Source organism: Pseudobacteroides sp., assembly GCF_036567765.1.
Lineage (GTDB): Bacteria > Bacillota > Clostridia > Acetivibrionales > DSM-2933 > Pseudobacteroides.
The window spans coordinates 1-24,658 of the sequence record NZ_DATCTU010000048.1; the positions used below are offsets into that span (position 1 = coordinate 1).

At 39.5% G+C, this 24,658-nt stretch carries 15 protein-coding genes; 13 read left to right on the forward strand and 2 right to left on the reverse strand.

From position 1 onward, the window contains the following. Positions 1 to 122 precede the first annotated feature (122 nt). From VIO64_RS08425 to VIO64_RS08465, 9 genes are all read left to right on the forward strand, one after another. Positions 123 to 470, forward strand: coding sequence for an adenylyl-sulfate kinase (locus VIO64_RS08425; RefSeq protein WP_331917088.1), 348 nt, complete (start codon positions 123 to 125; stop codon positions 468 to 470). 52 nt (positions 471 to 522) lie between these two features. After that, positions 523 to 1,374: an STM4015 family protein gene (locus VIO64_RS08430; protein WP_331917090.1), complete on the forward strand. Its 852-nt coding sequence runs from the start codon at positions 523 to 525 to the stop codon at positions 1,372 to 1,374. Then, a complete protein-coding gene (locus VIO64_RS08435) occupies positions 1,374 to 2,525 on the forward strand; it encodes an STM4014 family protein (protein WP_331917092.1) in 1,152 nt (383 codons plus the stop codon). Before VIO64_RS08430 ends, VIO64_RS08435 begins: the two co-directional genes overlap by 1 nt. A gap of 16 nt (positions 2,526 to 2,541) precedes the next feature. Next, a complete protein-coding gene (locus tag VIO64_RS08440; RefSeq protein WP_331917094.1) occupies positions 2,542 to 3,330 on the forward strand; it encodes an STM4013/SEN3800 family hydrolase in 789 nt (262 codons plus the stop codon). 80 nt (positions 3,331 to 3,410) lie between these two features. Further along, positions 3,411 to 4,775, forward strand: a complete 1,365-nt coding sequence (locus tag VIO64_RS08445; RefSeq protein WP_331917096.1) for an STM4012 family radical SAM protein — start codon at positions 3,411 to 3,413, stop codon at positions 4,773 to 4,775. Further along, positions 4,721 to 5,647, forward strand: a complete 927-nt coding sequence (locus VIO64_RS08450) for an STM4011 family radical SAM protein (protein WP_331917098.1) — start codon at positions 4,721 to 4,723, stop codon at positions 5,645 to 5,647. Before VIO64_RS08445 ends, VIO64_RS08450 begins: the two co-directional genes overlap by 55 nt. Positions 5,648 to 5,651: 4 nt before the next feature. Next, the gene (locus tag VIO64_RS08455) at positions 5,652 to 6,359 is read left to right on the forward strand and encodes an HAD family hydrolase (RefSeq protein ID WP_331917100.1); all 708 of its coding nucleotides are present in this window, start codon (positions 5,652 to 5,654) and stop codon (positions 6,357 to 6,359) included. Between the two features lie 22 nt (positions 6,360 to 6,381). Next, complete coding sequence (locus VIO64_RS08460; protein ID WP_331917102.1) at positions 6,382 to 6,831, forward strand: AAA family ATPase; 450 nt, start codon at positions 6,382 to 6,384, stop codon at positions 6,829 to 6,831. After that, entirely contained in the window at positions 6,821 to 7,582 is a 762-nt protein-coding gene (locus VIO64_RS08465) for a tRNA(His) guanylyltransferase Thg1 family protein (RefSeq protein ID WP_331917104.1), read from the forward strand. Before VIO64_RS08460 ends, VIO64_RS08465 begins: the two co-directional genes overlap by 11 nt. Here the strand turns inward: VIO64_RS08465 and VIO64_RS08470 are convergent, their stop codons facing one another. Further along, positions 7,583 to 9,229: an amidohydrolase family protein gene (locus VIO64_RS08470; RefSeq protein WP_331917106.1), complete on the reverse strand. Its 1,647-nt coding sequence runs from the start codon at positions 9,227 to 9,229 to the stop codon at positions 7,583 to 7,585. 469 nt (positions 9,230 to 9,698) lie between these two features. Here VIO64_RS08470 and VIO64_RS08475 point away from each other — a divergent pair, with 469 nt between their 5' ends. The 4 genes from VIO64_RS08475 to VIO64_RS08490 all read left to right on the forward strand — a co-directional run bounded on the left by VIO64_RS08475 (position 9,699) and on the right by VIO64_RS08490 (position 15,508). After that, positions 9,699 to 10,286: an RNA ligase family protein gene (locus tag VIO64_RS08475; protein WP_331917108.1), complete on the forward strand. Its 588-nt coding sequence runs from the start codon at positions 9,699 to 9,701 to the stop codon at positions 10,284 to 10,286. Between the two features lie 47 nt (positions 10,287 to 10,333). After that, the gene (locus tag VIO64_RS08480; protein ID WP_331917110.1) at positions 10,334 to 11,098 is read left to right on the forward strand and encodes a TatD family hydrolase; all 765 of its coding nucleotides are present in this window, start codon (positions 10,334 to 10,336) and stop codon (positions 11,096 to 11,098) included. 160 nt (positions 11,099 to 11,258) lie between these two features. Further along, entirely contained in the window at positions 11,259 to 12,959 is a 1,701-nt protein-coding gene (locus tag VIO64_RS08485; RefSeq protein WP_331917112.1) for a molecular chaperone HscC, read from the forward strand. A 2-nt stretch (positions 12,960 to 12,961) separates the two neighbouring features. Continuing rightward, positions 12,962 to 15,508, forward strand: coding sequence for a tetratricopeptide repeat protein (locus VIO64_RS08490; RefSeq protein ID WP_331917114.1), 2,547 nt, complete (start codon positions 12,962 to 12,964; stop codon positions 15,506 to 15,508). Between the two features lie 85 nt (positions 15,509 to 15,593). Here VIO64_RS08490 and VIO64_RS08495 read toward each other — a convergent pair whose 3' ends face one another. Further along, positions 15,594 to 24,494, reverse strand: coding sequence for a GH36-type glycosyl hydrolase domain-containing protein (locus tag VIO64_RS08495; protein WP_331917116.1), 8,901 nt, complete (start codon positions 24,492 to 24,494; stop codon positions 15,594 to 15,596). Positions 24,495 to 24,658 lie beyond the last annotated feature (164 nt).

Below are 24,658 nucleotides of genomic sequence, written 5' to 3' on the forward strand. Positions count from 1 at the left end.
GCAGCCCACTCACCTTCCCGTGATTTGTAGTTTACCGAAACCCCTATGGACTGATTATAAAATAAAAATCACTCAGCAGCACCGTTTTCATTACGTTTTGTGCCTTGAGTGAAGCGAAAGGAATGGATTATATTTATGAAATAGCTGCTCTGTTTAAGGATGCATCGATTGTTACTTTGGTTTCAGCCATATCACCCTATATGGAAATGAGGAGAAGAGCCAGGGAAAGGATTGGGAATCGGGAGTTTGTGGAGGTCTATGTTACAGCAGATCTTCAAACGCTGATAAAACGTGACCCCAAGGGGCTCTATAGAAAAGCTTTGGCAGGGGAGATAACCGATTTTACAGGCATATCTGCTCCGTATGAAGAGCCGGTAAATCCGGAGATTACTTTGGACACAGACAAAGTAACAATTGAAGAAGGGGCAAGTATAGTGCTAAATTATATATGGAAGAGAATTTTGATATAAACAACCGGCGAAAGCATTATATAAAAATTAACTTTTTAAAAGGAGAAAATCTATGATTACAAGAAGACTGGCTCTTAGTTATGATGAGTGTGAAGAAGGAAAAAACTTTTTGGGTCTATTGGAGGAGTTTTATAGCGATCCTTCCTCAAAGGATGTTGAATACCTTGTAATAGGACCTTGGGAGGAAACATGGGAAAATAGCTCAAAGTTTATTGTGGATAATCTCGTAGAAAACAAAGACAAACTGCCGAGCATCAAAGGGCTTTTTATTGGTGATATGGAGTCGGAGGATTGTGAAATATCATGGATAATTCAAAGTGATTTATCACCCCTCTTAAGAGCATTTCCAAATCTAGAAGAGTTAAAAATCAGAGGAAGCTCTGGATTAAGGCTTTCGGATCTGCAACATGATAAGTTAAAGACACTAATTATAGAGTGTGGTGGTTTGAGTACTGATGTAATTGATGATATATTAGAATCAAAGCTTCCCAATCTGGAGCATCTGGAATTATATCTTGGAGTTGAGGAGTACGGATTTAACGGAACAATAGAGGATATAAAACCGTTTATGAAAAAAGGGTTGTTTCCAAAGCTTAAGTATCTTGGATTGAAGGATAGTGAAATACAGGATGAAATAGCACATGAAATTGCCAACAGCGATATTTTAGATGGGCTTGATACACTGGATCTTTCTATGGGAACCCTTACGGATGAAGGGGCAGAAAGTCTTTTGAAAAGCAATAGGATAAAGAATCTCAAGTTTCTGGATTTGAATTATCACTATATGTCCGACGACATGATGAAAAAAATTAAATCCCTAGGAATAAAAGTTGATGTTACTGATCAGCAGGAAGAAGAGGAATACGATGATGAGATATACCGTTACCCTGCTGTTACTGAATAATGAAAAGGGATTATATAATCATAGGTAACCCTGAAAACAGAAGGGTTGAATTTTTCCAAAGAGCGTTAGTAGGACAGGGCATGAAGCCTGCCAAGGTTTTGTCATATGAGGAAATATTCAAAAGGAAGCTGGAAATTGGTGGTTTAATAGATACTAACAGTATTGTCAGGATTGAGTCCCCAGGTGAAAACTTCAATGTTGAGAGGGGAATAATTGCGTTAGGCTGTGAGTCAGGAGATATAAGAGAAGATGTAGGAGAAGGAGATATAAGGGCGGGAGATTTAAGAAAGCTGGAATACGAGAAGGGGAGAATACTTTACCCTTCTTGTTGGTATCTTGGATTTACCAGGCTTCAGGAAGCAATATGGAAAGTTAGCAGCAAAGTACAGGGGTTAAGATGGATGAATTATCCCCCGGAGATACTTACCATGTTTAACAAGCCTGTCTGCCAGCAGTTGCTGGATTCAAAGCTGGTGCCAGTGCCAAGAAGACTTGGTAAAGTAACTGGATATGAGGATTTAAGAAACGAAATGGAGTGTCATTCTGTAAAAAGAGTTTTTGTCAAGCTATTCATGAGTTCGTCTGCTTCAGGCGTCTGTGCTTACCAGTTTGAGTCCAAAAGCGGCAGGGAGCTATTAAGTTCTACCATTGAAATAGGTCAGATAGAAGGCCAACTTGCTTTCTATAATTCATTAAAAATTAAAAGATACACTGAGAAAAGTAAAATTAAAGCAGTTTTGGACTGGATCTGCAGTCAGGGAGCACAGGTGGAGGCATGGATTCCAAAGGCTGGCATTGATGGATATGCTTTTGATCTAAGGGTGCTTGTTGTGGGAAAAAAGGCTGCCCATATAGTGCCGCGACTAAGTAAAAGCCCTATGACCAATCTTCATCTAGGGAATAAAAGAGGGGATATTAATTTGCTCGGCCTTACCAAAAGAGAGATTGAGGAGGCTTTGGCTCAAGCGGAAAAGGCTTCGGCAGTGTTTCCCAACTCCCACTATATGGGTATTGATGTGCTGATAGCTTCAGGCAGCCATAAGCCTTATATTATTGATGTGAATGCTTTTGGTGACTTGCTGCCCGGGATAGTCTATAATGGAATGGATACCTATACTTATGAGATAGCCAAGTTTAATTGCAAAACATAAAGATGGTGATATAAAAATGATAAACATGAATGAGATAGTTGGAAGCCATAATATATTATTTATTACTATTGATACATTAAGATATGACGTGGCTGTATATGAGGAAGCGAATAATAACACGCCCAATATAAGCCGTTTAGGCAAATGGGAGAAAAGGCATTCTCCAGGAAGCTTTACATATGCAGCACATCAGGCTTTTTTTGCAGGGTTTCTTCCCACACCAGTGTCTCTTGGCAGGCATGAAAGGCTTTTTTCTGTAAGGTTTCCCGGAAGTGAAACCACAGGTGGTAATACATGCGTTTTTGATGCCCCTAACATAGTTTCGGGACTTGAAAGTCGGGGATATCATACTGTTTGTGTTGGAGGAGTGGGTTTTTTTAATAAGGCATCCCCTTTGGGCAATGTTATTCCATCACTTTTTAATGAGAGCTACTGGGATACCGGTTTAGGTGTTACCGACAGGAATTCTACCAGAAATCAGGTTGAATGCTGCCTTAATGCATTAAAAAATATTGATGTATCTAAAAAGGTTTTCCTATTTCTGAATGTGTCCGCTCTGCACCAACCAAACTATTTTTATTTGGAAGGTGCGAAGAGTGACAGCATTGAGAGCCATGCGGCGGCATTAAGGTATGTTGATTGTGAGCTTAAGCACCTTTTTAGCACATTTGCACAAAGGGGCCGGGGTTTTGGAATAATCTGTTCAGATCATGGAACGGCTTATGGAGAGGACGGGTATTATGGCCACAGGCTTGCCCATGAGGTTGTCTGGACAGTTCCTTATATGGAGTTTGTATTTGTCTAGGGAATTATAGCGATTTTGTTTTTTATAAATTTTTTTTATAAATTATATGTCAAATATAAGATGGGGGAGAGGTAGTAGATTTGCAGCAAAGCATTAAAGAATTGGAAATATTATTGAAGGGTGACCCGTATAAATCCTATTTGTATTCATACCCTCATAAAACTGCTTATGGCAAATTTGATCCTTTGCCGATAGAAAGCCTTTGGAAGGATGAAAGTAAAAAATCCTTGTTTCTGTATACACATATTCCTTTTTGCAGATCCAAGTGCGGCTACTGCAATCTTCTGTCTATTTGCGAAAAAGATGATAATTTCCATGAGATTTATGTAAATGCTTTAGAAAGGCAAGCTAAAGACATAAAGGAAGCTATAGGTCCCCTGTCCTTCGCAGGGTTTGCTATTGGAGGAGGGACCCCTACAATCCTTAGTGAAAGTAACTTGGAAAGGCTTTTCGATATTGCCCGAAGCATCCTTGTGGTGGATACCGAGAGCATTCCGATATCGGTCGAAACTTCTCCGAAGGAGGCTTCCTACTCAAAGCTGAAGTTAATAAGGGATAGAAATGCGGACAGAATCAGTATTGGAATACAGAGTTTTATACAATCTGAAGCCGTATATATAAACAGGGCTGAAAATTACAACAGTATTTATACAGCTCTTGAAAGTATAAAGAAGTTGGAATTTCCGGTCTTAAACGTTGATCTTATATACGGAATACCGGGTCAGACTATGAAGTCATGGGAATATTCCCTAAGAGAGACTCTAAAATATAAGCCTCAGGAAATATATATCTATCCTTTGTATGTAAGGCCGTTGACAGGACTTGGTATAAAAAGCAAGACTATTAAAAAAGATAATGATATAAGGATGGAATTATATAAAACTGCGTGCTCCATATTGAAGGACAGTGGATACAGCCAGCTATCCATGAGGTGCTTTTCACTAGAAAAGGAATTTGATAAGGAGATCAATAAGGCAAATGTGAATTTACCTGAATACTCATGCCAGGAGGATGGAATGATTGGTCTTGGTTGCGGTGCCAGATCCTATACCAAAAATGTGCATTACTCCTATGAGTATGGAGTAAGCCATGGTGTTGTCAAAGGCATAATCGAAAGTTACATAGGCACTAAAAGCTATAAGTATGCTGATTTTGGGTTTATTTTAAATGAAGAGGAACAAAAGAGGAGGTTTGTCTTAAAATCTCTTTTATATAAAGATGGGATTGATTATTATAAGTATAAGGAATTGTTTAGCAGCCGCGTAATGGATGATTTTACTGAACTATCCTGTCTTGTGGAACTTGGGTATGCCAAACAGTATAATTCGGATGATAAATCTGTGCTTAAGCTTACAGAGGAAGGTCTTGCATTATCGGATTCCATCGGCCCATGGCTGATGTCTCAAAAGGTGAGAGACAGAATGGAAAGGTATATGTTATCATGAAGTATACTTTTTATTACAGAGGCGACCTTTCTTCCTGCAATTACAGCTGTGAATATTGCCCGTTTTCAAAGGAAAAGCAAAATAGTGCAAATTTGTATAATGATAAGTTACAGCTTGAACGATTTGTTTCATGGATTAAAAACAAGGATTGGAAAGATCGTAAAATTTCATTATTTTTCATTCCATGGGGAGAGGCACTTATCCACACCTGGTATCAAGAGGCTCTGATTGAGCTAAGCCAAATGAAGTTTGTCAATAAGGTGGTGGTTCAAACCAACCTGTCCTGTGATCTGGATTGGTTGGACAATGTAAACAGAGAAAAACTGGCACTTTGGATCACATACCATCCATCTCAGGTCAATATGAATATATTTGCGGGTAAGCTTCAGGCATTAAGAGAAAAAGGACTGCAGTTTAGCGTCGGTTGTGTGGGAAAGAAAGAGTATAAGAATGAGATTCTTGCTTTAAAGAAAAAGCTGGAAACCCTGTTATTTAAAAATGTGTATATGTGGGTAAATGCATATAAGGATGAGGGGATAGACTACTATTCTCAGGATGATATTAGGTTTTTTGAACATATTGACAAGTACTTTATGCAAAACCTAAAAGATTATGAAAGCCTGGGTAAGGAATGCAGAACAGGAAAGTCGGTATTTTTCGTAGAGGGAAGCGGAAATATCAGAAGGTGCAATTTTGAAAGAGGGGTTCTAGGGAATATATATAACACAGAGCTTGAAGCAATAGTGTGCAATGATAAGTGCAAAAATAAAATTTGCGATTGTTATATTGGATATATAAATATAGAAGAGTTGAATTTGACTGAGCTATACGGTAATAGAATTTTGGAGAGGATTCCAATAGAAATGGGGTAGGAAAATGCTGCCGAAGGCCATTCTTTTTGATATGGATGATACTATTATTTTATCAGGAGGAATATCTGATGAAATTTGGGATGAAATTTCCAGGCACTTTGTGAGTAAATATAATTTGTTTGAATACCATGTTTTTACAAATGAGCTATTGAGATTGCGGAAATGGTTTTGGAGCGACAAGAAGCGTCATAAGGCAGGAAGACAGGATATGCTTTTAGCAAGACGGGATCTTATAAAAATGACCATCGAGAGCCTTGGGGGCAAGGATCATGGCTATGCCGATGAAATGGCAAAGTTATTTGTTAAACGGCACATGGAAAGCATGAAAATGTTTGACAAGGCTGAAGACACCTTGGTAGAACTTGGGAAGAGCGGAGTTAAGCTTGCTTTGGTGACTAACGGCGGAGTTGTTGAGCAGAGGGGTAAGATTGAAAAGTTTCAACTTGAAAAATACTTTGATACAATATTGGTTGAAGGTGAGACCGGCTTTGGAAAGCCTGAGCCCGAAGTATATCTAATGGCTTTGGAGAGGCTTGGCGTTAAAGCTGAGGAGACCTGGATGGTAGGGGATAATCTGGAGTGGGATGTGGAAGGGCCGCAAAAGCTGGGAATATATGGGATTTGGAATGATTATAGAAACACTGGTTTACCGGAGGATTCCAAGGTAATCCCCGATAGAATTGTAAGGTCCATCGGCGAACTTCTGGATTAATAAAAATATTGAGGTGACATACATGGAAGCTGTCATATTTATAGGATTGCAGGCAACCGGTAAAAGCACTTTTTATAAAGAAAAGTTTTATAAAACGCATATGAGAATAAATCTGGATATGTTAAAGACAAGAAACAAGGAAAAGATAATACTTGAAGCTTGCATAAAGGCAAAGCAGCCCTTTGTGGTTGATAACACAAACCCCACACAGGAAGATAGAAAAAAGTACATAGACATGGCTAAAGCAGCTAAATTTAAGGTTGTTGGCTACTATTTCCATTCAAGTGTGAATGAAGCCATATTAAGAAATGATAAAAGAACCGGAAAAGAGCGTGTTTCTTTAATAGGTATCAGAAGCACAAGTGCCAAACTGCAGCTTCCCAGTATGGAAGAGGGATTTGATGAGCTTTATTATGTTCGGATAAGTGAGGAAAACAACTTTATTTGTGAGGAGTGGAAAGATGAAATTTGATGAACTTGACTTGAAAATGAGGGTTTATGAAACTGCCCATGATTATAGCGTCCTGCCTGAAGTTTATATGGTTGCACGTATAGATGGAAGAAGCTTTACCAGGCTTACCAAGGAGGTCCATAAATTTGAAAGTCCGTATGATGTAAGGTTCAGGGATTATATGGTTGATACGGTTAAACATCTTATGAATTGTGGGTTCAGGGTGGTTTACGGGTATACGCAAAGTGATGAGATCTCTTTGCTTTTTCATATTGATGAAGGGGCTTATGGACGGAAGGTCCGTAAGTATAACTCTGTCCTTGCGGGAGAGGCAAGTGCAAAGTTTTCCATTTTGCTTGGGGATGCAGCGTGCTTTGACTGCAGAATATCTGAGCTCCCAAATCCTAAAGCAGTGGTGGATTATTTCAGATGGAGAAACGAGGATGCCCACAGGAATGCTTTGAACTCACACTGTTACTGGATGCTAAGAAAAAATGGCAACTCACAAAAGGAAGCAACGGATTTCTTAAGCGGCATGCCCGTCAGTGATAAAAATGAGCTTTTATTTCAAAACGGTATTAATTTTAATGAGGTTCCTAATTGGCAAAAGCGTGGAGTAGGGCTCTACTGGGAGGAGTATGAAAAACCTTGTATAAACCCTAAAACAGGGAACATTACCACTGCTCAAAGGCGAAGGATCAAGGTGGACTTTGACCTGCCGATGAAGGATGATTACAGCGGTTTTATAGAAAGGTTTTTAGGGATGGATTAGTTATTTACTCATGATTTTATTATATAAGTCCCTGACAAATTCCTCAGCAAAATAAAATCGTGACATTCCATCAAGTATTTCTTCAAATTCTTCGGAAGTGTACCATTTCCCATTAACACAAACACAAAATTGGTCGCTGGTGTTGCTGATTGTACTGAGGGGATTGCTGTTTAAAAGCACAAGGTCTGCACGTTTTCCCTTTTTTATGGTGCCTGAGTTTTCCAGATCTCCTAGAAATTCAGCTGAATCCCTGGTAGATGCCTTTAAGGCTCCATAAGGAGTTAGGCCAGCTAATACCAGCTCTTTTAATTCCTGATGCAGCGAGTAACCGGGAGCTAAAAGGGTGATGCTTGAGTCAGTACCTGTAATTACACGTACCCCTGCCTTGTGTAACGAATATAACTGATTTCTTCCATTCTGGCTTCTTGCGGTATCGCCCAGATCATAGCCGTATAGTTTAAAATCGTTTTCCCAATCTTGCATTGATGAAGGTGGGATATATTTCATGTAATCCTGTTTAAGAAGCTTTTCAACTTCTTCTTTGGAGTTACGCTGTGCAAATGCTACTATTGTCGGGCAGTACCATATGCCTGCTTCCTTGAGGATATACGGATCTGTAAGGCTATTCCAAACACAATGCTCTATTGAGTAAAGCTTATTTAAGGCAAGTGAGTAAATGTCTGCCGAACCAGGCACATGGCCGACCAATTTAATACCGTATTTCTTTGAAGCATCTCCAAGGGCATTAAATACCTCTCTAGACAATCCGTCATAAACCTTGATATAGTCGAAGCCTGCATCTTTCTGCTGCTTCACAAGATTGTCCACGTCTTCAGGGGTGGTTAATTTTAAGTATGTTTGCCCGTTAGCACCATCAACAATGGGTCCTGAGGTATAAATCCTGGGGCCGGGGAATCTGTCATCTTCAATATACTGCCTCATTCTAAGATGCCACTCCCTGCCGTTCATATTCCGCACTGTTGTCACTCCTCGGGAAATAAACAAGGTAATATCTTCTTTTCGTAAAAGATGTGTATGTAAATCCATCAGACCAGGTATGAGAAACTTGTTTTGTCCATCAATAGTTTTAATATCTTGGGACATATTTATTTTTTCTGCCGGTCCCATATCGTAGATTTTGCCTTCCTTTACAACAACTGTTTGATTATTTAATACATTTTTATTTTCCATGGTAATTACATTTACGTTTACAAAGGCAAAGCTATCGGGCTTATTAATGATAAGAGGAAACATGATTTTACAATACGAAATATTTATAAAGAGAAGCAGCAATGCTGCTAGGACGGATAATCCCCTGAATGCCTGACCTAGAGCAGATTTTGGAACGTAAAAGGGAATTCTTCTTGCCTTGTAAATTTTGATGGTGAGGATAAAAAGAAATAGGATGGGTATGGCAAATCGCATTGTATAAACCCATTGTACTTCTTTTGATTGTATGTGCAGGAATAAATCCCAGTAGCCGTTTATAAGAACATAAACAATAAAAAGCAATGTAAGTACGGATTTTGTACAAAGATCAAACACACTTTTGTTTTTTCTGAAAGCAATAAGACTAATTAGAATCAAGGGAATAGCAATATGTGATAATAAAATATAAATTAACATGGGATAATAAGCTTCAAGCATGGCTTTTGCTCCTTTTGATGCTAATCGTAAAACATGTGTTACATTATTAGTATACTATGTTGTTACTTTGGATTCAATACATATATAAATTGAAACCAAAGAATATTTATGAAAAATATTCCTTGACGGGACGGTTTAACCTGTAATATAATATAAACGTTATGCCTATAAAAATGTTGTTATAAATGGGAAAGGAGGATTATTGATGTACAACTTCAAATTATGTGAAAAAACTAATAATAAAAATTCGATACATTGGTTTAATCCTCGCTTTTATAAGGTTAAGGATAGTAATGTCCCCAATAGAATCAAATAATGGGGTGCATTATATTTAAAATATTATTTATAAAGAGAGCGGTTAATTCCAATTACAGGTTTTAGCGGCTCTTTATTTATGCCTTGAGGTTGCAAAATCGCAAGGGGTTTTGTTCATATTGGAAGGTTACATGTTAGTCAGGAGTGATAATTTATGATGGATAAAATATTAAAATATCCTAGAACGCCTCATATTGAAGGCTCAAGATGCCAGCCCGGTGATGAGGATTTAGATAGTGTACCTTTTGCAAAGGTTGCAAAAAGGTTTATAGTTGTTGAGGAAAAGGTAGATGGGGCGAACAGCGGCATAAGCTTTACTTCGGAAGGAGAGCTGCTGCTGCAAAGCAGGGGACATTACCTGACCGGAGGCGGAAGGGAAAAACATTTTAGTCTGTTTAAAACATGGGCAAATGCACACTCAGCAAAGTTATGGGATATCTTGGGAGACAGATATATACTATATGGAGAATGGCTTTATGCAAAGCATACTGTTTTTTATGACTTGCTTCCTCACTATTTTATGGAGTTTGATATCTATGATAAGAGAACTCAAAGGTTTTTAAGTACAGAGAGCCGGAGATTGATTCTAAAGGATTATGATTTTATAACATCTGTTTTAGTGCTCTTTGAAGGAAAAATGAATTTACATAAGGAGCTTATCTCATTGGTTGGCAGAATGATTGCAAAGCTTGAGGTGCCTGATGTAACAGAAGCACATGAGGTCCAATGGATTGTGAAATAGAAAATAAACAGATATTGATAAGTAGACGCTATTAAGGAGGAGTTTTTATGCTGTTTGATACACATGCACATTTTAATGATAAAAGGTTTAAGGACGACAGGGATGAGGCTATTAAAAAAGCCCATGAAAGCGGAGTTTCATATATAATGAATGTTTCATATAATATTCCGTCTCTGGAGCAATCGGTTTCATTAGCTAAAAGATATAGCTATATATATGCTGCGGTGGGAATTCATCCTCACTATTCAAAGGAGATGAATGATGAAATATTGGATAAAGTCAGGAGTCTTGCTCAAAATAAAAAGGTTGTGGCTATAGGTGAAATAGGTCTTGATTATTACAGGGATTTGTCACCTAGAGAAATTCAGAAAAAGTGGTTTGTAAAGCAGATTGAGCTGGCGAAAGAAATAAATCTTCCCATAATCGTTCATATAAGGAATGCAAATGAGGATGCGTTAAAGGTCATAAAGGATGAAAATGCCCGGGATGTTGGAGGAATCATACACAGCTTTTCAGGTGATGTAAACATGGCAAGGGAAGCGATGGATAATAACTTCTATATTTCGGTGGGAGGCCCTGTAACATACAGGAATGCAGGAAATCTTGTTGAGGTTGTGAAGTATGTACCGGAGGATAGACTATTAATAGAAACGGACTGTCCATACCTGACACCGGAGCCTTTCAGGGGCAGCAGGAATGACTCAAGCCTTGTGAGATTGGTGGCAGAAAAAATAGCAGATATTAAAGGTAAAACATTTGATGAGATTGCAGAGGTTACTACAAATAATGCGAAAAGACTGTTTAAATTATAATGCCAAAGTAAAGATTGAAGAAAAATCATATCTTTGGTAAAATTTATTTATGTTTAAAGCAAGTCGAATGATTTTTCCATTTACGCACTTTAATTTATTAATACTGATAATATAGGTATAATAGTATCGTTCGAAATAATGATATTTTACGGAGGGATTTATGGCAATAATCGGAATTGATTTGGGAACAACCAATAGCTTGGTTTCATATTGGACAGAGGATGGTGCGGTTATAATCCCAAACTCATTAGGTCAGAATCTTACCCCTTCTGTAGTTAGTATAGATGATAACGGGGATGTACTAGTTGGTCAGATTGCAAAGGAAAGGCAGGTTTCACACCCTGAACTCAGTGCATCGGTGTTTAAGAGAAACATGGGCACAAAGAAAAAATATACTTTTGGCACAAAGGAGTTTATACCTGAAGAGCTTTCTGCCATTTTGCTAAAGGCGTTAAAGGAAGATGCGGAGCATTTCCTTAAAACCAAGGTTACAGAGGCTGTTATAAGCGTGCCTGCATACTTTAGCGATGCACAGAGAAAGGCTACCAAGAGGGCTGGGGAGTTGGCAGGTCTAAGGGTTGACAGACTTATTACAGAGCCTACTGCCGCTGCAATAGCGTATGGGCTTCATCTCAGGGATATTGAGAATAAGTTCCTTGTATTTGACTTGGGTGGCGGGACCTTTGATGTTTCTATACTGGAATTATTCGATAATATTATGGAGGTCCGTGCGGTCGCTGGAGACAACTATTTGGGTGGTGAGGACTTTACAGAAATACTGGTCAATATGTTCTTAAAGCATCATTCACTAACTGCAGCCCAAATAGGCGATAAGAATTATGCTATGCTTAAAAAGCAGGCAGAGGTAGCTAAAAGAGAATTCAGCGAAAAAAAGGTGGCTACTGTTTCCAGCATTGTTAATGAAGAAAACCTTAAGCTGGAAGTATCCCTTGATGAGTATGAAGCTGCTACAAAGCATCTTTTTCAGAGGCTTCGCGAGCCTGTTGAACGGGCTTTAAGCGATGCATCATTAAAGATAAGCGATATTGACTGCATACTTCTAGTGGGTGGTGCAACCAAGCTTCCACTTATAAGATCATTTGTAAGCAGGTTGTTTGGTAAGCTTGCTTATGCAAATATCAATCCTGATGAGGTTGTGGCATTAGGAGCAGGAGTTCAGGCAGCTCTTAAGGGAAAGGATGCCTCAATAAAGGAGGTAATCCTGACTGATGTGTGTCCATATACATTGGGGACAAGTGTGACAGTAAGAAAGTCCCAGGGCTTTCATGAGCCGGGGCATTTTTTGCCAATAATTGAGCGTAATACCACCATTCCTGTGAGTAAGGTGGAAAGGCTTTATACCATATATGACAACCAAAAAATAATAAACGTGGATATTCTTCAGGGAGAGTCGAGGCTTTCAAAGGACAACATATTCCTCGGAGAGCTTAATGTTCCGGTTCCGCCTAAATCTGCAGGAGAAGAGGCAATAGACGTAAGGTTCACCTATGATATTAACGGTATATTGGAGGTTGAGGTTATGGTAGTGTCAACCGGGCTCAAAAAGAACATGATTATAGAGAAAGAACCTGGGCATATGTCTTCTGAAGAGATAGCTGAAAGCATAAAGAGTATATCACATCTCAAAATTCATCCAAGGGAAAATCATGAGAATAAGCTTGTAATCGCCCGTGGGGAAAGGCTTTATGAGGAAAAGATAGGAAGGGAAAGACAGGAAATTGCACACCTGTTAATGGAGTTTGAAGAAATTTTGGATAAGCAGGATATCAAGAAGGTGGAAGAGTGCAGGAAAAAGCTTGCTGATATATTTGATTCCATAGATACTAAAGGAGGCTTTTAATTATGGATTGCTTCAAGGTATTAGAAATCAACCCTACAAATGATGTTAAGGTTATAAAAAGGGCTTATTCTACAAAGCTTAAGGTTTGTTCACCTGAAACCGACCCTGAAGGCTTTAAGGTACTTAGAGCGGCTTATGAGGAAGCACTGCAGAAAGCAAGTGAGGATGCGACAGCGTCAGACAAGGCATTGACTCCGGTAGATGAGTTTATGAAAAGGTTTAAAGAAAACTACAACAATTTTGAGAAAAGGATTGACACTTCTACCTGGAAAGGGCTTTTAGAGAGCGATATTTGCTACAATATCGATACCGGCAAGGAAATTGGCGAAAGAATTCTTGCTTTTCTAATGGATAACTACAGCCTGCCTCATGGGGTTTGGACAACATTTAACAGCTATTTCTCATGGGTTGCCAAGAAAGAAAAACTATATTTGCAATTTCCGAAGAACTTTATTGATTTTGTGATATATAAGGTAACCAACAAGGACTATTTTAGGTATCACAAGCTGTTGGGATGTCCTGGCGGTAAGCAGGAAACCTTTATAAACGAATACAACAAAGGTTGTCATTCAATTGAGGATTATGATTTGTATTCAACTATGAAGTCTATTGAAGCAGCAAATGAAATATGCCCTGAGCACCCGGATTTAGTAATATTAAAATCCAGATATATGGCTACCAACGGAAGACTTGAAGAGGCAAAGGCCATGCTGGATGACCTTATAAATAAGGAGCCGGGTGATCTGTATGCACATTATTATAGGGGCAATCTCCACTTCAGACTTGGAGACTTCAATACGGCATATGAGGATTATAAAAAGGCAATCGAAATAAAGCCTGATTTTATTGATGTGCTATTCTCCATAGGCAAGTGCTGCATCAGCCTCGGCAAATATGAAGAGGCAGTAGAGCGTCTTGAAAAGCTTAGGGACATGCTTCAATACAATAGGGATGTGAGGGTTCTAATTGGTTGTGCATACCAGTTCCAGGTAGAGCAATTGGAAGCTGTATCAAAAGAAAATCCTGATGATATGGGAATAAAGTTAAAGCTTGCGGAAGCATATTTGGCTTCAAACAAGATAGAGGAGAGCTATGGCATGCTAAGCCAGCTTGAGCAGAACGGCAACATGAATAATGAAAGCTATCTGCTTTACTGCAAGGTTCTCCTGGCTATGGAGAAAAAGGAACTGGCATATACTACTGTAAACAGGGCATTGGAGATTTATCCCGGTGATTATGATCTTACAGTTTATAAGGCGTGTATAATAGATGAGTTCGGAAGGTATGAAGAATCTATACTGTTTTATGACAAGGCAATTGAAATGAAGGGCGATGATGCCCTTACTTACAATAATAGAGCTTTTGCATTAAACAAGCTGGAGCGGTTTAAAGAGGCTCTCGAAAGTGCCGAAAATTCAATAAGATTGGACTCTAAAATGGCACATGCTTATAAAAATAAGGCAGAAGCCCTATTGGGGCTAGAGCTATATGAAGAATGTATAGAGGCCTGTGAAGAAGCCCTTAATATTTACCTTTATCTGGTTGATATTTATGTTATCAAGATGAAGCTTCTTATTAGGGTTGGGCAGTATGAGGAGGCACTAAATATTTTCTCAAGAGCGGCTGAATATGGATTATCAGACACAAGGCTATATATTGAGAAGGCAAATATTATGAGGACATATGAAAAATATGACGATGCCATAGGGCTTTGTGATCAAGCAATTGCATTGGATGAAGATTGCACTGATGCATATTACTACAAAGGGGTTTGCTTCTTTAATAAAGACAACTATCAGGATGCATTAGACTGTTTGAATAAAGTTATTGAGATGGATAAAAAGTATGAAGTGGCTTACTATTATAGGGCATTAAGCCTGCTCAATATGAATGAACAGGATCAGGCACTGAGTGAAATAGACAAGGCTATTGCACTTAAGCATAGAATTACAGATCGCTTTCATAAATTGAAGGGGGATGTCTACTCCAATCGTAACGATTATGTTTCGGCAGTTCAGGAATACAAGAAAGCCATAAATATTAATCCCTCATATGCTCCGTATTATTACGTAACAGGATCGGCTCTCAATAACGCAAAGGTTTATCAGGAGTCTTTGGTATATCTCAATAAGGCTATTGAATTGGACCCATCAATGATAGATGCTTATATTGACAAGAGCCACACCCTCTACTGTATTGGGGATTACAAGCAATGTGTCGTTCAGTGCAACCTGGCATTGGAGATAAATAGCGGTTATCTTCTGGCATACCAGAATAAGGCATGGGCTTTGTATAAATTGGGACAGATAAATGAAGCGGAACAATCATGTAACAACGGTCTTAAGATAGATGGAAATTATGAGAACCTCTTGAACCTAAAGCTCTTGATCCTAAAGGATAAAGGTCTTTACAATGATGCACTTATAGTAACCGACAGACTTTTGGAGATAAGCCCAAATGATGAGAGTATAATCCACTTACGAGAGGAATTATTAAGGAAGATAGGGCCAAAGAAGGGTCTCTTAGATTCCTTGTTCGGGAAAAGATAAATGCAATTTTAGAAGTGATTTTACTGCTAATTAATAAGCTATTTAAACTTAATCTTAACAGTAAAATCACTTCATTATCTAGTTTTTATCCCATAACTATTTCTACTTTATGCTTTTTCCCATCATCTACAAGAGGTATGGAATTATTGATCTTTTTATCATCAAGAACAATCTTCCGCACACCTCTGTTAACTCCTTGAGGGTTTCTGACCTCTATTTTATAGATCGAGCTGCCGTAGTTGTAATTAATGGTGTATCCTTTCCACTTCTTGGGTATGCAAGGGTCAATAATTATGGAATTGCCTTCCTTTCTAAATCCCAGTATATATTCGATACCCGACTTATAGTACCAGCTGGCAGAGCCTGTATACCATGTCCAGCCTCCCCTTCCTACATGAGGAGGGATTGCATACACATCTGCAGGCATAACATATGGTTCTACCTTATACTTCGATACCTCCATGTGAGTCCTCGTATGATTAATGGGGTTTATCAGGTCAAAGAGCTCTAAAGCTTTATCACCATCTCCAAGCTTGGCAAATGCAATTATAACCCAGGCAGCAGCATGGGTATACTGCCCCCCATTTTCGCGTACTCCAGGAATATAGCTCTTTATATATCCTGGTTCTAAATCGCCTTCATCAAAAGGCGGAGTCAGAAGCTTTATGAGCCCTTCATCCCTTTGTATTAGATAGTTTTCAAGGGAGTGCATTGCTTCTCGTGCCCTATCCTTGTTTCCGCCTTCGGAAAAAATGGCCCATGATTGGGATATAGAGTCAATTTTACACTCGGAATTTTCAATTGATCCGAGAGGCTGACCGTTATCGAAATAAGCTCTCCTGTACCAGTTTCCATCCCAAGCATTACTCTCGATTGATTCTACAATTGCCTTTGCTGCCTCCAAGTATCTTCGTGATTCCTGATGTTCACCTTTCTTTTGGCAAATTGGAGCAAAAGTGTTGAGGACGGAGTACAAAAACCAACCCAGCCAAACGCTTTCACCCTTTCCGCCGTTACCTACCGTATTCATACCGTCATTCCAGTCACCGGAGCCCATAAGGGGAATGCCATGTTCTCCGACTTGAAGGGATCTTTCAATGGTCTTTTTGCAGTGCTCATATAGAGGACCGGAAAGTGACGATGAACGAGGACTTGAGTAACGCTCATCCTCAAACTCCCTTAAAGGCTCATCCTCAATGTAAGGAACCATCTCGTCCAGGATATTAAAATCATTGGTTACCCTTATATATTCAGCAGTAACATATGGCAGCCAAAGGAGGTCATCAGAAAACTTTGTCCTTGTACCTTTTCCTGAAGGCTCATGCCACCAATGCTGAACATCCCCTTCAACAAATTGATGGCTGGCATGTAGCAAAATCTGCTTACGGGCAATTTCGGGCCATGTATTGATTAATGCAAGGCAGTCCTGGAGCTGATCTCTGAAGCCGAAGGCACCTCCAGATTGATAAAAGCCTGAACGGGCCCAAAGCCTGCAGGATATTATCTGGTAAAGAAGCCACCCGTTTAGCATGATATTCATTGATCTATCCGGCGTTTCTACCTGTATTGTTTCCAGTTTACCCTTCCAGAAGTTCCTTGAATCCTCAAAACACCTCTTAGCTGAATCCAAATTATTATATTTTACTGCCAGATTGTATGCGTCATCGGCATTTTTACCCGAGCCCAGGAGGAATACAACCTCTTTTTCACCATTAGGCTCAAGAATTATACTGACTTGCATGGCAGCACATGGGTCAAAGCCAGCTCCTAAACTACCGGAAAGACCGTTTCGAAGTAGCCCGGATGGATTAGGAAGCTTTCCGGTTCCGAAGAACTCCTTTCTGTCACCTGTAACAGTCCTATCACTTTCAGTGACATCCATAAACGCCACCCTTCCGTGAAACTCCTCATTATAGGGATTTTCAAAGAAAAGTGTACCTTTTTCGTTTTGCCATGTCCTTATATGCATTGCCGTTGATTGGTCGGTAACGCCCATGACAGGTCTTATATAATAAGTAAGTGTTAAGCTCAGCTTTTTGCCGGTTGTGTTTACAAGCTTAATAAAGTTTATTTTTACTGAAGAGTCCTTTGCGGCAATCTGTACAAGGCTATGCCTTATACCATGACTTTCATGCTCAAATGCAGAATATCCGAAACCATGAGTAATGGTATAATCCACATTCTGCCTTGTCGGCAGCGGTGTGAGAGACCACATTTCACCACTTTCCTTATGGCAAATATAAAATATCTCACCCGGTGTATCCGAGACAGGGTCGTTTGACCAAGGGGTAAGCTTGTTTTCACGGCTGTTTTCACTCCATGTATATCCTGAACCGGACTCTGTTACAAGGAAGCCGAAATCAGGATTTGAAATTATATTTGACCAAGGCATAGGAGTAAATTCGCCTTTTTCAAGCCTTATGACATACTCATTGCCAACATTGTTAAACCCTGAAGATAATAGTCCGTTATCGCTCCTTGAAGGCTTAGTGATATTTCTTTCAGAGCCTATGATTTCAACTTTCTCTTCAATATCCGATACAGGATCTTTATAAAGAGAAGCATATTTTACCTGGCCGGAAAGGGAGCCCTGATTGCCCTTCAACACCAGTCTGGACACCGAATATATAAGTACTATATCTTCGTTGGACATACTGTTATGGTTTAAAAGATAAACTCCGCCCGGTTTGTTTATTATATCATGGGCATGGCTTGAAGATATAATGTCCATGAGTATTGAACGAAGGGGGTTGTTGTAGCCGCCTTCCTCTTCATTAAGAATAACAAGATCAACCTTTAACCCCTTTAGTCTCCAATATTCATGAGCTTTAAGTGCATCATATACAATGTCGGTATCAAGGGATTTGCTTAAGGCTACTGTCACAATTGGTAAATCACCGGAAATTCCAAATGGCCATAGGGAAGACTGACCCCTGCTGTTTTCCTTCATTGAGTCACTAAAGTTTCTGCGTAAAGGGCTTAGGAACAAGATATGGGATATCATGTCCTGATACAGCTCTAGGTCTTTATAGCTGATATTAAGGTATCCCGCCTCAACCTGACTGCGGGTTTGTGCAAGTTTGAATCCGCTTTCTATAGCTTCAGGTGTAGAGTATTTTTGAGCTATCGCCAAGGCTGTGTCGCGGCCTTTGCTTACTCCAACTATCAGTGAGATTTTGGCAATTTGCTTGGGTTGAATCCTTATCCGCACCCGTGTACTCATTATTGGGTCAAGGACAGAACCGGCACTGTTGGATAGAGGCTTGGCTCGCTCTAATGCAACAGGGTCGGATATATTGTGGCCTCTACCAATAAATGCCAGCCTGTCGGTCTCATATTCAGGGCTTCCCATTGTTTCACCTTCAATAAACACGGTATTAAAGAGCCAATAAATCTTATCTGATTCCGATCTTGGCCGTCTAACAGCAAGAAGCGTATTTATTTCAGGAACAAGCTCTGTTTTAACAAATAGGTTGCTGAAGGCAGGGTGTGCGACATCTGCACTATGGGGTGCCATAACAACCTCAAAGTAACTGGTTATCTCCAGCTCAACAGGTTTTTCACCAAGGTTTTTTAACGATAATCGCCTTATCTCGGCATTATCCTCTGATGTTACGGTTATTTCGGTTATAGTTTCAATATTGCCGTCGATCCTTTTAAAGCGTGCCTTATCTGCGGAGAAGGCTACTTCATAATTGTCAGGCTTTTTGTTTATGGGCTCGTAGGCTGATGACCAAAGAGTATTGTCTTCTATGTTTCTAATATAAAAGAACATACCGCTTGGGTCTAATGTTATATCTTCCCTCCACCTGGAAATAGCTGTAAGATTGTTTTTGCTGTACCCTGTTCCTCTATCTGTAATCATCACACAGTAGCTGCCGTTTGATAGCAGATGTGCTTTTGGTAGAGTGAAATCAGGTACAGTAAACTTACGCAGTGACACTCTTCCCTTGTAGACCATGTCTTTGTATGGTACAACCTTTTCCTTGTTCTCCATGGCTGAGGTAAAATCAACAGGAACCTTTTCCTGAAGGAGAAGCTCACCGGCTCTGACAAGAGGGTCATTATGAAACCTGTCCTGCATTATGTTCCTGTTTAAAAAGTTATTGAGGGAAAGAAGGCTCATGCCCTCATGGTGAACCATATAACTTTTTACAACTGCTTTTCTCGAACCGAAAGGAAGCCTGTCGGCTGTGTAGTCAACGGCTTCATAGAATCCGTATGCACCATCAAGGCCCTCTCTTCTAAGCCTTTTTATGTTTTCAACAGCACTTCTGGGGTCTACAAGGAGTGCGAGGAATGTTGAGTAGGGAGACACAACTGTGTCTTCAACAAGACCACGTTTAAGCCCAAGCCACGGAACCCCGACCGCTTTGTACTGATAGTTAAGGTCTATGTCCAGGGCACAAAAACCTGACTCTGAAACACCCCAAGGAACACGTTTATGTTTTCCGTACTTCTTCTGGCTTCTCACAACAAATGAATAAGTTTCATCAAGCAGTGTATTTTTGTAATTTTTCATAAGTATAAGAGGCATCAGGTACTCGAACATTGTACCTGTCCATGAAACCAGGCCTCTATAAAAGTCTACCACAGTAATGCTTCTTCCAAGCTTGGACCAATGCTTAGGAGGTACTTCTCCTCTTGCCACAGCCAGATAGCTTGTCTGACGGGCTTCCGACGCAAGCAAATCATAGTATGAGTTTGTGAGCCTGTTTTCTTCCAGATTGTAACCAATGGAAAAAAGTTGCTTCTTTGAGTCATAAAGTGGTGTAAAGGTTGTTTTGTCAATTATGCTGCTGATCTTTTCAATTATATTTTCATATTTGTTGTTAAAAGCCGTTAAGTTGCCAAGGGCTTTGTGAATTGATGCATGTAGACTTTGGAGCCACTGATAGCCGTTGCTTGTCTTATCCTTGCAATCATCCATTATGCATTCTATTTCATAGAGTACCTTGTTATATGTCTCTGCCAGCTCCAAAGGTCCCATGGTTATTTTTATTTTTGATACAGCATCTTCCGCTAACCTCAATATGTCTCGATTGCTCAGCCCCATGCCTTTGGCCGGGTTTGCCCCCATACCCTCCAAGCCTATGTCAGGCATAGGAGAATTCTTCCCATGTATATCCATTCCATCAGAGGTATCTTTTAAGAATATATTTTTTCTGTAATCATCTCTTATGTCGGAATGTAAAACAATACCTTGGTTTGTGCGTGTGTCATTTGCAAAAACCTTTGACGCATTAAGAAATACATCTATCCATGGGTGGAACATGTCCAACTCTTCCTTTAAGGAGGATACCATTTTTTGTAACTTGTAAAGCCAGGGAGATTTCTTGTTGTTGTGTGCGGAAATACTGCTTCTCATTTCTTCCAGGGTCCTTTTCCAGGTAAATAGGCTTCCGGTATCATTGGAAGGTAATACATCAGCTGGATCAAGCCTGCTAATGTCTAAACCGCTTTCTATTGATGCAAGAAAAGCGGTATCATCAATTCCCTGTATATACTTCCTATCAATCAACGGATTTTTTCGATAATCGTATAACCCCTGTCTGAAGGCTATGAGGTAGCAAATAAGGTTTCCGCTGTCTACAGTGGACACGTACCGGGGTCTTAAGGGCCTTAAAGTTCTAGTATCATACCAGTTATAAAGGTGATTATTCCATATTTCCAATTTATCGATAGTAGACAGGGTTTTTGAGGTTCTCTCAGTCATCTCATTGGTTCCGATATAGCCTAAGTCCCTGGCAGCCAAAAAGGACATAAGACCAAGTCCAATATTTGTAGGAGATGTCCTGTATGCTATGCCATTAGGCGGATCTTCCTGGAAGTTGTCAGGAGGAAGAAAGTTGTTCTTATGATTTATAAACTCTTCAAAATACCTCCAGGTCTTTCTTGAGATTATCCTCAGATCCTTCATATCCTCTTCTGAAAGCTGATAAGACTCATCCTCTCTGATACGGCTAATAAAAAACGCTATAAATGGGGAGGAGGACCACAAAATTAAAAGCGGCAGCGTAAATACAACCGAGTATGGCTTTAAAATTGCGGCAAATGCAAATAACCCAAGTGATATGGGGGTGGTAATGTTCATTTTATTCCAGAAACTTAAGACGGTATTCTTTTGCTCTTTTTCAACATCGGCGGCAGTTACCCACTCAAGCATATTCTTTTTGCTGATAAATACTCTATAAAGGGTGGTCAAAACAGCCTCTGCTACAAGATAGCCCTGATATGGCAAAAAAATGAATTGCAAAAGCATCTGATATAAACTGGCTTTGATTCCTGAAATAACTGGTATATGTCGCTTAACCCTGCTTTTAAGCATTTTTAATGAAGCAACATAATCAATGATTGAGGTTATAATGGGGAAAAATGTGAAAAACAATGCTAACCCCAGCCAGAACAGGCTTGATCCCGGCAAAATGGAAAAACCTGATATAATCAAAATTAAAATAGAAGGAGCCGTAAGGCTTCTCCTCATATTATCTATCATTTTCCATATGGAAATAGCGTTCAGAGGATTTTTTACCCGATTGCCGTTTTTATCTTTTAATCTTTTGCCCAGCCATGGCAACAGTTGCCAGTCACCCCTGGTCCACCTGTGCATTCTTGCAGCATAAGAAGCATAGCTTGCCGGGAATGAGTCAACAAGCTCAATATCGGTTGCAAGGCCGGTTCGAATATAAGAGCCCTCCAAGAGGTCATGGCTTAAAACCCTATTTTCGGGTATTGCTTCTTCCAAAACTTTTTGGAAAACATGAAGGTCATAAATCCCCTTTCCTGTGAATATTCCTTCTCCGAATACATCCTGGTAGATGTCGGAAATAGCACAGGCATATGGATTAATGCCTTCCTGTCCTGTATAGATTCTTGAAAAAAGAGTCTTATTGGCACTTTCTATCTCAAATCCTATATGAGGCTGGATAAGTCCATAGCCATCAACTACAATCTTTTTCTTCTCATCTAAAACAGGCTTGTTTAGAGGATGGGCCATAATTCCCACAAGCTTTTTGGCACTGCCTATAGGTAAAATTGTATCTGCATCCAGAGTCAGTACATAACATATCTTTGGCATGGAATCGGGAGGAGAGGACACAATGCTGTAGCTTGTATCTGCAGCACCTGTAAGAAGATTGTTTAGCTCTACTAATGCTCCCCTTTTTCTTTCCCATCCCATCCATTTTTTCTGAACCTGGTTAAACTTCCTGTGCCTGTGAAAATAATAAAAGATATTGATACCGTTATCCCTTTTATATTTATTGTTTAATCTCTTTATACCGTTTAAACCTGCATCAATAATCTTCTGGTCCAAGGGTACTTTTTCATCATGAGAGTCCTTAAAGTCTCCTGCAAGGGCAAAATACAGGTTATCTTCCTTATTTGAAAGATAGTGCCTTTCCAGGTTGCTTATCAGCTCATTAACGCGTTTCTCATCCGGAAGAAGAGCCGGAATAACAACCAATGTGCTGTTTTCCTCACCAATTCCGTCTTTCAGTTCCAACCTTGGAAGGGTTGAAGGCTTTGTTGTATTACAAAGGGTCCAGTTTACAAGACTTGTCACTATTTCCGATGCAGGAATCATCACTATCAAGCCAGTAAAAATGGATAGGGTAAGGGCGTTGTTTATAGAAAGCTTATAGGAGTAATGCATCAGAAAATATGTTATAAGTATAGTGGGAAAGATAATTGATCCCAGGTAAAGTGGGGCAGCATGCTTCTTGATGACTGTTGCAAGGCTTCTAAATAATGCAGGCCTGTAATTTATACTTTCTTCAAGTTCATCTATTCCCTTGCCTGATAAATAGTACCCCACATGCCTTTTACGCTCATGATAATCATCCTTAGAGGATTCTTCATAGGATTTGGAAAGTCTCACAGCCTCCTTTGCCACGTGAATTTCTGTAGTCCTTGAAGCAAGAGCAATATCCTCAAGCTTTTGTCTGTAAAAGCTTCGTGTGGAAGGATCCATCAAACGGTATGAATTATCTTCTCTCAAAACCTTTTCAACATTACTGATCTCATCGAATATATATGACCAGTCAAAGGACGACAGAAATTTAAGGCTTAATATGCAGTTTCCTATAGATACCGAGTACGCTGCTTGAACGCTGTGTTCCTTCTGACACATATCGGAGGTACTGGTCCCATATTTGGAAAGGAGATCGTCAAATGTTCCGGAGAGTCTTGCATAACCTCTTCCGGACTTCCTTAAGCGGTAGGACAAGTGTTCTATAAAGGAAGTACTTATCTGCTGCGAAGACTTAAGCTTTGCTTCAGTGCTCCTGATGAATTTTAGAGTATTGATATCATCACTCTTCAAAACATTGTCTATAACCTCATCAGCCTGTTGCCACTCCTTAATGGTGAGATTGAGCTTTTCGCATATATTTTTGATGTTTTCGATTAAAGCAATCCTGATCATGGCAGGCATTGCCCATATTTCTCTGTCCGATAGTGTGCTGTGGCTCTGATAAGCATTGAGATAATTTAAAATGATTCTGTCATTGATCTGACCACCAGTATGTGATACCAGTTCTGCAGCAATGGCATATATGCGGGCATAACCCTTCAAGGGCCCGCACTTTAAGACTGGAAGCCTCAAATATGTTTCGCTGGAAATATCCTTTCGTACAACCTTAACCTGCTCGTCCAGTATGTAAAAGTTATCCAATAACCATTCGGCAGCAGGAGGAACAGCATTTTTGCTGCTTGCAGAATTATTTAACTCCTTATAAATAGAGCTTATGAAATCATAGTTTTCATTCATATGCAAGACCGGCCAGTTGTTATATCTTAAGTTTTTGGAAACTGTATGGTCTATAGCGATTTTTCTTGCGTGTTCTTCAAGCTCTTCACAGGTTAGCGAGGTGTCATTCATTTTTATAATATGCAGCTGTCTGAACCTCTTGATATTCACCCAGAATAAAACAGTAAAGACTGCAACAATACCAATCAGTATAATAGGGTTAATATTCAATGTCATTGTATAAATATCTCCTTTGCGTCTGAATGAAAGTAGATTTAGATAATCCTTATGGTTTGCAATAATCAACACTTTAATAAGTGGGATTATGTACCAATGGATAAATCTGTGTATAATTAATGTATCTTTCATATTATTGCAATAAAAAAAACACCTTATACAAA

Excerpts from the sequence above, each read along its gene's own strand:
- VIO64_RS08450 (WP_331917098.1), top strand. The coding sequence starts at position 4,721 with ATGGCTGATGTCTCAAAAGGTGAGAGACAGAATGGAAAGGTATATGTT.
- VIO64_RS08440 (WP_331917094.1), top strand. The coding sequence starts at position 2,542 with ATGATAAACATGAATGAGATAGTTGGAAGCCATAATATATTATTTATT.
- VIO64_RS08470 (WP_331917106.1), bottom strand. The coding sequence starts at position 9,229 with ATGCTTGAAGCTTATTATCCCATGTTAATTTATATTTTATTATCACAT.
- VIO64_RS08480 (WP_331917110.1), top strand. The coding sequence starts at position 10,334 with ATGCTGTTTGATACACATGCACATTTTAATGATAAAAGGTTTAAGGAC.
- VIO64_RS08455 (WP_331917100.1), top strand. The coding sequence starts at position 5,652 with ATGCTGCCGAAGGCCATTCTTTTTGATATGGATGATACTATTATTTTA.
- VIO64_RS08485 (WP_331917112.1), top strand. The coding sequence starts at position 11,259 with ATGGCAATAATCGGAATTGATTTGGGAACAACCAATAGCTTGGTTTCA.
- VIO64_RS08465 (WP_331917104.1), top strand. The coding sequence starts at position 6,821 with ATGAAATTTGATGAACTTGACTTGAAAATGAGGGTTTATGAAACTGCC.
- VIO64_RS08490 (WP_331917114.1), top strand. The coding sequence starts at position 12,962 with ATGGATTGCTTCAAGGTATTAGAAATCAACCCTACAAATGATGTTAAG.
- VIO64_RS08475 (WP_331917108.1), top strand. The coding sequence starts at position 9,699 with ATGATGGATAAAATATTAAAATATCCTAGAACGCCTCATATTGAAGGC.
- VIO64_RS08430 (WP_331917090.1), top strand. The coding sequence starts at position 523 with ATGATTACAAGAAGACTGGCTCTTAGTTATGATGAGTGTGAAGAAGGA.
- VIO64_RS08460 (WP_331917102.1), top strand. The coding sequence starts at position 6,382 with ATGGAAGCTGTCATATTTATAGGATTGCAGGCAACCGGTAAAAGCACT.
- VIO64_RS08435 (WP_331917092.1), top strand. The coding sequence starts at position 1,374 with ATGAAAAGGGATTATATAATCATAGGTAACCCTGAAAACAGAAGGGTT.
- VIO64_RS08495 (WP_331917116.1), bottom strand. The coding sequence starts at position 24,494 with ATGACATTGAATATTAACCCTATTATACTGATTGGTATTGTTGCAGTC.
- VIO64_RS08425 (WP_331917088.1), top strand. The coding sequence starts at position 123 with ATGGATTATATTTATGAAATAGCTGCTCTGTTTAAGGATGCATCGATT.